The sequence below is a fragment of the Clostridioides sp. GD02377 genome (genome assembly GCF_045899875.1).
In the GTDB taxonomy this organism is placed as follows: domain Bacteria; phylum Bacillota; class Clostridia; order Peptostreptococcales; family Peptostreptococcaceae; genus Clostridioides; species Clostridioides difficile_A.
This window is the reverse complement of the sequence record NZ_JBJODA010000019.1, coordinates 80,403-87,836: the sequence shown is the minus strand read 5'-3', so window position 1 is coordinate 87,836 and position 7,434 is coordinate 80,403. Positions and strand designations below refer to the sequence as shown.

Sequence of the window (7,434 nt, the reverse complement as noted above, 5' to 3'; positions counted from 1 at the left end):
GGATGTTTCAGTTGATGAAGAAGAAATAAAAGAATTAAACTATATTGTAGCAGATACAGAAGGCGTTAAGAATCTAGGGGATATAAAGACTAGAAAACATGGAGCTATGGCATATGTGGATTTGACTATATGTGTTGATGAAAACTTGACAGTTAAGCAAGGTCATGACATTGCTACTAAACTTGAAAAACATATAATAAAACACATGGAATTTGTAAAAGGTATAACGGTTCACGTTGAACCATGTACTAATTGTCAAGGAAATAAGTGTAATAAATAATTAAACCTTAAAAAAAAGTGTAAAAAGTTATATAATTGTTTTATGATTATAAACTCTAGGGGTGGTTAAATGAGTAAGAAAAGAAAACTAAAGAAAAAAGCTGCGATATTAATAGGAGTGGTTGTTTTCTTTATAATATACTTTATATCCTTCAAAATAGGATTGAATATGGAAAAGGATAAAAGTGAAGTTCCAAAAAAAGTAGAAAGAGAAGAAGAAGATACTCGGTCTTTAATGACTCAAATAAAAGAGAAGAAGAAGATTTATATATCAGATAAGAATATAGAAAACATAAAAATCGAAGAAGATATGTGGGATGAGATAAAGTTCTTTTTCTCAGATTTTAAGAAAGTAAGAAATACCACATCTTCTTATGAAGCAGTTTACGAAGGTTATTCTGATGATGGTGTTAAGTTTTCTACAGACCTTAACTTTTTTAGAGTATATACTGTAAACAAAGAAGAGTATTATAAAGTTCCAGTTGATTCTAAGAGTGCTTTTAAGAAGCTTTTAGATGAAAGTATATATACTTCATTTGACCTCTTAAGTCACTATAAAGATTGGAAAGAAGTGACTATATCTCATGGAAAAGAAATTAAAAAAGTTCATAGATGGAAGTTCGATGATTTAGCACATAAGATGATTTCAAAGAGGGTTGTAGGAAAAGTTCAGCCTGAGAAAAGTAAGGAAAGAAGTGAATATAACTTTACTATAGACATAAAAGGTGATGATTTTGCTGTAAAAGTTGAAACAATGGGAAAAGATTATGTGAAAGTCACTTCTAAAAAAACTGTATCTTACTATGAGGTTCATACAAGTTTGTTTGATTACCTTAAAAACGAGATATTTGAAATTGGAAAGAAATAAGATTTTAAGAAGGCTATCAAATGAGATATTTGATAGCCTAAATTGCTTTTTATATATTATTTTTCAACCAACAAGTCTGCAACTTTATAAATTGGACCAGCACCAGCAGTTATTACTAAATCATTATCATTAACATTTTCACGTAAATATTTTACTATATCTTCAAATTCTTTTATGTAGATAGCATCTACATTGTTTTGATATAACTTTTCAACTAAGTCTTTAGAATGTATGTCTCCTGGGTCATTTTCTCTAGCAGCATATATATCTGTTATTATAACTTTATCAGCTGCATAGAATGCTTCTGAGAATTCACTTAAAAGAGATTTTGTTCTAGTATAAGTATGTGGCTGGAAGATACACCATAAAGTGGATTTTTTTAATTTTTTAGCAGCAGCTAAAGTAGCTTTTAATTCAGTTGGATGATGTGCATAATCATCTATTACTAAAGCATTTTTATAATATCCTTTAGTCTCAAATCTTCTTCCTACGCCTTTATAAATCTTTATATTTTTTCTTATAGTCTCTAAATCAATACCAGAAACAAGAGCTGCCATTATAGCAGAAGATGCGTTGTATATATTATGAAGACCATATACAGAAAGTTCAAATTCTCCTAGGTCTCTTCCTTGATATTCTATTTTAAATATTCCATGACCACCATTGTCAAAGTGAATATCTTTTATTACAGCATCATTATCAGAGTCTCTACCGTATTTTATAATAGTAGCCTTAACATCGTACAATATGTCATCAACATTCTCATCATCACCATTTATTATGAAATAGCCATCTGGAGGTAATAGCTTACCAAATTTGTTAAAAGAAGCCTTGATTTCATCTATACCAGAGAAATAATCAAGATGGTCTTCCTCAACATTTAAGACTATAGATATTTTAGGGTTAAAATTAAGGAAGCTATCTACATATTCACATGCTTCAGTTATAAAGTGGTCAGAATTACCTATCTTAACATTACCACCTATCATACTTAAGTTACCACCAACTAGTATAGTTGGGTCTAAATCTGCATATTCAAAGATTGTAGATAACATAGATGTTGTAGAAGTCTTTCCATGTGTTCCAGAAACTGCTATAGAGTTCTTATATTCCCTCATGATTTGGCCTAAAAAAGTAGCCCTGTTCATTACTAATTTATTTTTTTCTTTAGCAGCTATAAGTTCTTCATTGTCTGGATGAACTGCTGCTGTATAAACAACCATATTTACATTATCTGATATGTTCTCTTTTTTCTGACCGATATAGATAGTTGCCCCTTGGTCTCTAAGTTTGTCTAATAGGTATGATTCGTTTGAATCCGAACCTGAAACTTGGTAACCTTTATTGATACATATTTCAGCTAATGCACTCATGCTGATACCGCCAATTCCTATAAAGTGTATATTCATAATAAAACCACCTTTCTTTTTAATTAAGTCCTACAATATGAACTATTTTTGTGGTATAATAATATAATGTTCAATATTTTATAATTAATATGCATATAATATTATATGTATTTTATTTTTGAATATAATAAAACATAAGTAATATTATACCACAATAAGAATTGTTATGCATTAGTTAGTTTAACGTTATATAAAGGTACTTGTAGGAGGAAATAGCAATGAAATTTAAACGAACAGAGAGAATTGGAGCGATAGTTAAAATACTATCTGACAATCCAAATAAAATATATACATTAAGTTATTTTACAAATCAATTTAATGCAGCAAAATCAACAATAAGTGAAGATTTATTAGTTGTAAAGAATGTATTTGAAAAACTTCATTTAGGTAAAGTTATAACTATCTCAGGAGCAGCAGGAGGAGTAAAATATATACCTAAAACTTCTATAGCAGAAAATGCGGAGTTCTTAATGGAATTATGTGAGAAAATATGCGACAAGTCTAGAATATTATCTGGTGGTTTTTTATACTTGATTGATTTAATTTATGACCCTACAATAGCTGCTAAAATAGGAAAGATATTTGCCTCAAATATTGATTATGTAGATGCAGATTATGTTGTAACAATGGAGACAAAAGGTATACCTATGGCACTTATGACTGCTAAAGCTATGAATTTGCCTCTAGTAATAATAAGAAAAGATATAAAAGTATCAGAAGGTCCTACTCTTAGTATGACATATGTGAGTGGTAATAGAAGCTCTAAGGTTGAGAGTATGAGTTTGCCAAGAAAAGCCCTTAAGCCAGACAGTAAGGTTATAATTATAGATGATTTCATGAGGGGTGGAGGTACTATAAAAGGAATGGTAGACCTTATGAATGAATTTGGTGCAGAAGTTATAGGTACTGGAGTATTCATATCTACAACAAACCCTTCAGAAAAGATGGTAAAAGATTATATCTCATTAATTCAGTTGGATGTCGATGGAGATAAAATAGTAGTAGAGCCAAACTTAAAGACTTTTAAAGATGAATATAGAAATGAAGATTTAGATGAGGAAGAAGATTCAGAATTTGAATTTGAGATAGATGAAGATTAATAAAAAAAATATTTAGAAAAATATGTAAAAATAAAAAGAGGATATCCCTAGTTGCTCATAGAATTACTTAAAAAACAGTTTATATTAATTTATTCCAGCGATAATAATTTTAATATAAATTAATTTCTGTCAAAATCAAAGGGGGATATTTTGGTATGAAGATAACTGACGTAAGAGTAAGAAAATTAACAGAAGAAGGTAAGATGAAATGTATAGTTTCAATAACTTTCGATAATTTGTTTGTAGTACATGATATAAAAGTTATAGAAGGCCATAATGGCCTATTTATAGCAATGCCTAGCAGAAAAGTAGGCGAAGGAAATTTCAGAGATATAGCTCATCCAATAAATGCAGAAATGAGACAAGTTTTAGAAGATGCAGTTTTACAAGCTTATCATGAAGCATTAGTTCAATGGGAAGTAGCTGCTGAATAATAATAAATATATAAAATGGAGAGAGCCCGAACATTTAGGCTCTTTTTAAATGGAGAATTTGTATTAAAATATGTACTTTTTAGTAAAAAAGTGCTATATTATTAGTGATAATGTATATGTTGTATACAAATTGTCAAATAAATGTATTATAATGTATATTGATTGAGAGAATAATACGAATAAAATTAAATTGATTGAATGGAGTGTATCAATGAACTTTAAAGCTATAATCCTTGCCGCAGGCAAAGGAACAAGAATGAAGTCTAAATACCCAAAAGTTATTCATAAAGTGTGTGGAAAAGAAATGGTCAACCATATTATAGATGTTTCAAAAAAATCTGGTGTAAAAGATACTGTTGTGATTTTGGGACATGAAGCTGAGGTAGTAAAAGAAAAACTAGCAGAAGAAACTATAATAGCTATGCAAACAGAACAGCTTGGAACAGGACATGCTGTAAAGATGGCTAAAGAATATATTAATGATGAAGATATAATAGTTGTACTTTGTGGAGATACTCCACTTATAAAGGAAGAGACACTAAAAAAATTATTTGAATATCATATAGAAAATAAATATCATGCCACAGTTCTTACAACAAGAGTTGGAAATCCAACAGGTTATGGTAGAATAATAAGAGATAAGAAGGGTGACCTTCTCAGAATAGTGGAACAAAAAGATGCAAATTCAGAAGAAAAAATGATAAGTGAGATAAACTCTGGAATTTATTGTTTCAATGGTAAGAGTCTTAGAGAAGCATTAGATTTGTTAAATAATAACAATGCACAAGGCGAATATTATTTAACTGATACTGCTAAAATAATGAGAGATAAAGGTCTTAAAGTTGGTGCGTTTGCAGGTTCAACTATTGAAGAGCTTATGGGTGTTAATTCAAGAGTAGAATTATCAAAAGCAGAAGAGATTATGAGAAGAAGAATAAATGAATCTCATATGGTAAATGGAGTGACTATAATAAACACTAACTCTACCTATATAGAATCTGATGTTGAGATAGGTAATGATACTATAATATATCCAGGAGTTATGTTACAAGGGAAAACAAAGATAGGTTCAGATTGTATAATTGGGACAAATTCATCTATAACAAATTCAGAAATAGGTGATGGTACAGAAGTAAAAAATTCAACTATAATTGATAGTAAAGTTGGAGAAAATACTACTATTGGTCCATATGCATATCTAAGACCAAAGAGTAACTTAGGAAACAACGTAAAAATAGGCGATTTTGTTGAAGTAAAAAATGCTGTTATAGAAGATGGTTCAAAGGCATCTCATCTTTCTTACATAGGAGACGCACATGTTGGTAAAAATGTAAACATTGGATGTGGAGTAGTCTTTGTAAACTATGATGGTAAAAATAAATTTAAATCAATAGTAAAAGATAATGCATTTATAGGTTCAAATTCTAACCTAGTTGCACCAGTAGTTGTAGAAGAAAAAGGATATATAGCAACTGGTTCAACAATAACACACGATGTTCCAGATGGAGCTTTGGCAATAGCTAGAGAAAGACAAGTTATTAAAGAAGGCTGGGTAGAAAAGAAGAATCAAAAAGATACAGAAGGTAAGTAATCATTAGTTTATTATTTTGGCTAATAAATTTAGCTCGAAATTATTATAAATTATATTCACTAGGATTTTAAAATTTTCAGGAGGGTTACATAAATGAATACTAGCGGAAGCGAGATTAAAATTATTGCAGGTAATTCATCGAAAGAGTTAGCGCAGAAGATAGCTGACTATATAGGTGTATCAGTGCTAGACTGTGAAGTAGGTACATTCAGTGATGGTGAAATATGTGTAAACATGAATGAGACAGTAAGAGGTTGTGATGTGTTTGTAGTACAATCTACTAACAGTCCAGTAAATGATAACTTAATGGAGTTATTAATCTTAATTGATGCATTAAAGAGAGCATCAGCAGGAAGAATAACAGCAGTTATTCCTTACTATGGATATGCAAGACAAGACAGAAAAGCTAAGGCAAGAGATCCAATCACTGCTAAATTAGTTGCAAACTTAATAACTGCTGCTGGAGCAGACAGAGTATTAACAATGGATTTACATGCAGCTCAAATACAAGGATACTTTGATATACCACTAGACCACTTATTAGGTGGAACAATATTAGCAGATTACTTCAATGAAAAGAAAATAGAAGATTTAGTAGTAGTATCTCCTGACTTAGGAAGTGTTACTAGATCAAGAAAATTTGCTAATACTTTAAATGGAGAAGTGCCAATAGCTATAATAGATAAGAGAAGACCAAAAGCTAATGTATGTGAAGTTATGAACTTAATAGGTGACGTTAAAGGTAAAAATGTTATACTATTAGATGACATGATAGATACAGCAGGAACAATAGTTAATGCAGCAAATGCACTTAAAGAATTTGGTGCAAAAGATGTTTATGCTTGTTGTACTCATGGTGTATTATCAGGACCAGCTATTGAAAGAATTTCTAATTCAGAGATAAGTGAGTTAATAGTTCTTGATACTATACAACTTCCTGAAGAGAAAAGAATTGATAAGATAAAGATAAAAACTGTAGCTCCTTTATTTGGTGATGCTATAAGAATGATATTCTCTAACGAATCAGTAAGTAAATTATTCTAATTTATTAGATTTATAAGAGTTGTTTAAAAGGATATAAAACTTTTGGACAACTCTTTTTTGTTATTTTAATTTATAGGAATATTTTAGATGTGTATGTGTAATTTTAGAAAAGGATTATAGTTTGAAACTTTGGTGTATTTAAGTAAAAATAAGTGTAAAAAGTAAATAAAATTATGAATATTACGAATATAAAAAATATTTAGAAAAAGTATTGAAAAATTTCAGATTATGTAGTATTATGTAAATATAAATAAAGAAAGAGGTGTTTCCAATGGGAAGGTCAGAAGATGAGCCCTTAATAATTAAATGATTCAGTCACAATCTATAAGGAATAAAAAAATCTATTGAAAGTTTATTTATAAGAATTGAAAATAGTATCTATTCTATATCTTTAATGTTTGTGAGAGGGTTCTGGATTATATAAAGTTACTGTAAAGAAAGTAATTTTGCACAATAAGCATATCTGTAAATGAAGAATTTCATTTATATAGTGATTGTGGCTGAATCATAATTAAAAGAGATAGAATGTTTATAATAGATGATTTTAATAAAATACTATATTGTAATAGCTTCTAGCTTTCAAATAAATATTAGCAAAGGATGGAAATGACGATGATAAAACTAAATGATAATTTATAAATATCTCCTTACGATATATGATAATTGTAGGGAGATGTTTCTTTTTTTGTATAGTATAAATATCTCTAGA

Annotated in this window: 7 protein-coding genes; 6 read left to right on the top strand and 1 reads right to left on the bottom strand. The window is 29.3% G+C overall.

Annotated elements, in window-relative coordinates; all coding sequences use genetic code 11:
• Together Q3304_RS16455 and Q3304_RS16450 are read left to right on the top strand one after the other, a co-directional pair.
• A partial coding sequence (locus tag Q3304_RS16455) for a cation diffusion facilitator family transporter (RefSeq protein WP_407814578.1) occupies positions 1-280 on the top strand: 280 nt, incomplete at its 5' end.
• 69 nt (positions 281-349) lie between these two features.
• Positions 350-1,147, top strand: a complete 798-nt coding sequence (locus Q3304_RS16450) for a hypothetical protein (protein ID WP_074180078.1) — start codon at positions 350-352, stop codon at positions 1,145-1,147.
• 56 nt (positions 1,148-1,203) lie between these two features.
• Here Q3304_RS16450 and murC read toward each other — a convergent pair whose 3' ends face one another.
• Positions 1,204-2,556 (bottom strand): UDP-N-acetylmuramate--L-alanine ligase, encoded by a 1,353-nt coding sequence (gene murC / locus Q3304_RS16445; protein ID WP_407814577.1) that lies wholly within the window; start codon positions 2,554-2,556, stop codon positions 1,204-1,206.
• A gap of 218 nt (positions 2,557-2,774) precedes the next feature.
• Between murC and purR the strand changes: the two genes are divergently transcribed.
• From purR to Q3304_RS16425, 4 genes are all read left to right on the top strand, one after another.
• Complete coding sequence (purR, locus tag Q3304_RS16440) at positions 2,775-3,656, top strand: pur operon repressor (protein WP_054271952.1); 882 nt, start codon at positions 2,775-2,777, stop codon at positions 3,654-3,656.
• Between the two features lie 155 nt (positions 3,657-3,811).
• On the top strand, positions 3,812-4,090 hold the full coding sequence (spoVG, locus tag Q3304_RS16435; RefSeq protein ID WP_003421453.1) for a septation regulator SpoVG: 279 nt from the start codon (positions 3,812-3,814) through the stop codon (positions 4,088-4,090).
• A 211-nt stretch (positions 4,091-4,301) separates the two neighbouring features.
• Positions 4,302-5,681: a bifunctional UDP-N-acetylglucosamine diphosphorylase/glucosamine-1-phosphate N-acetyltransferase GlmU gene (gene glmU / locus Q3304_RS16430; protein WP_407814576.1), complete on the top strand. Its 1,380-nt coding sequence runs from the start codon at positions 4,302-4,304 to the stop codon at positions 5,679-5,681.
• Positions 5,682-5,774: 93 nt separating this feature from the next.
• Entirely contained in the window at positions 5,775-6,725 is a 951-nt protein-coding gene (locus Q3304_RS16425) for a ribose-phosphate pyrophosphokinase (RefSeq protein ID WP_054271950.1), read from the top strand.
• Positions 6,726-7,434 lie beyond the last annotated feature (709 nt).

What these genes read in the sequence shown, in the direction of transcription:
- Q3304_RS16450 (WP_074180078.1), top strand. Translation starts at nt 350, where the DNA reads ATGAGTAAGAAAAGAAAACTAAAGAAAAAAGCTGCGATATTAATAGGA.
- murC (WP_407814577.1), bottom strand. Translation starts at nt 2,556, where the DNA reads ATGAATATACACTTTATAGGAATTGGCGGTATCAGCATGAGTGCATTA.
- purR (WP_054271952.1), top strand. Translation starts at nt 2,775, where the DNA reads ATGAAATTTAAACGAACAGAGAGAATTGGAGCGATAGTTAAAATACTA.
- spoVG (WP_003421453.1), top strand. Translation starts at nt 3,812, where the DNA reads ATGAAGATAACTGACGTAAGAGTAAGAAAATTAACAGAAGAAGGTAAG.
- glmU (WP_407814576.1), top strand. Translation starts at nt 4,302, where the DNA reads ATGAACTTTAAAGCTATAATCCTTGCCGCAGGCAAAGGAACAAGAATG.
- Q3304_RS16425 (WP_054271950.1), top strand. Translation starts at nt 5,775, where the DNA reads ATGAATACTAGCGGAAGCGAGATTAAAATTATTGCAGGTAATTCATCG.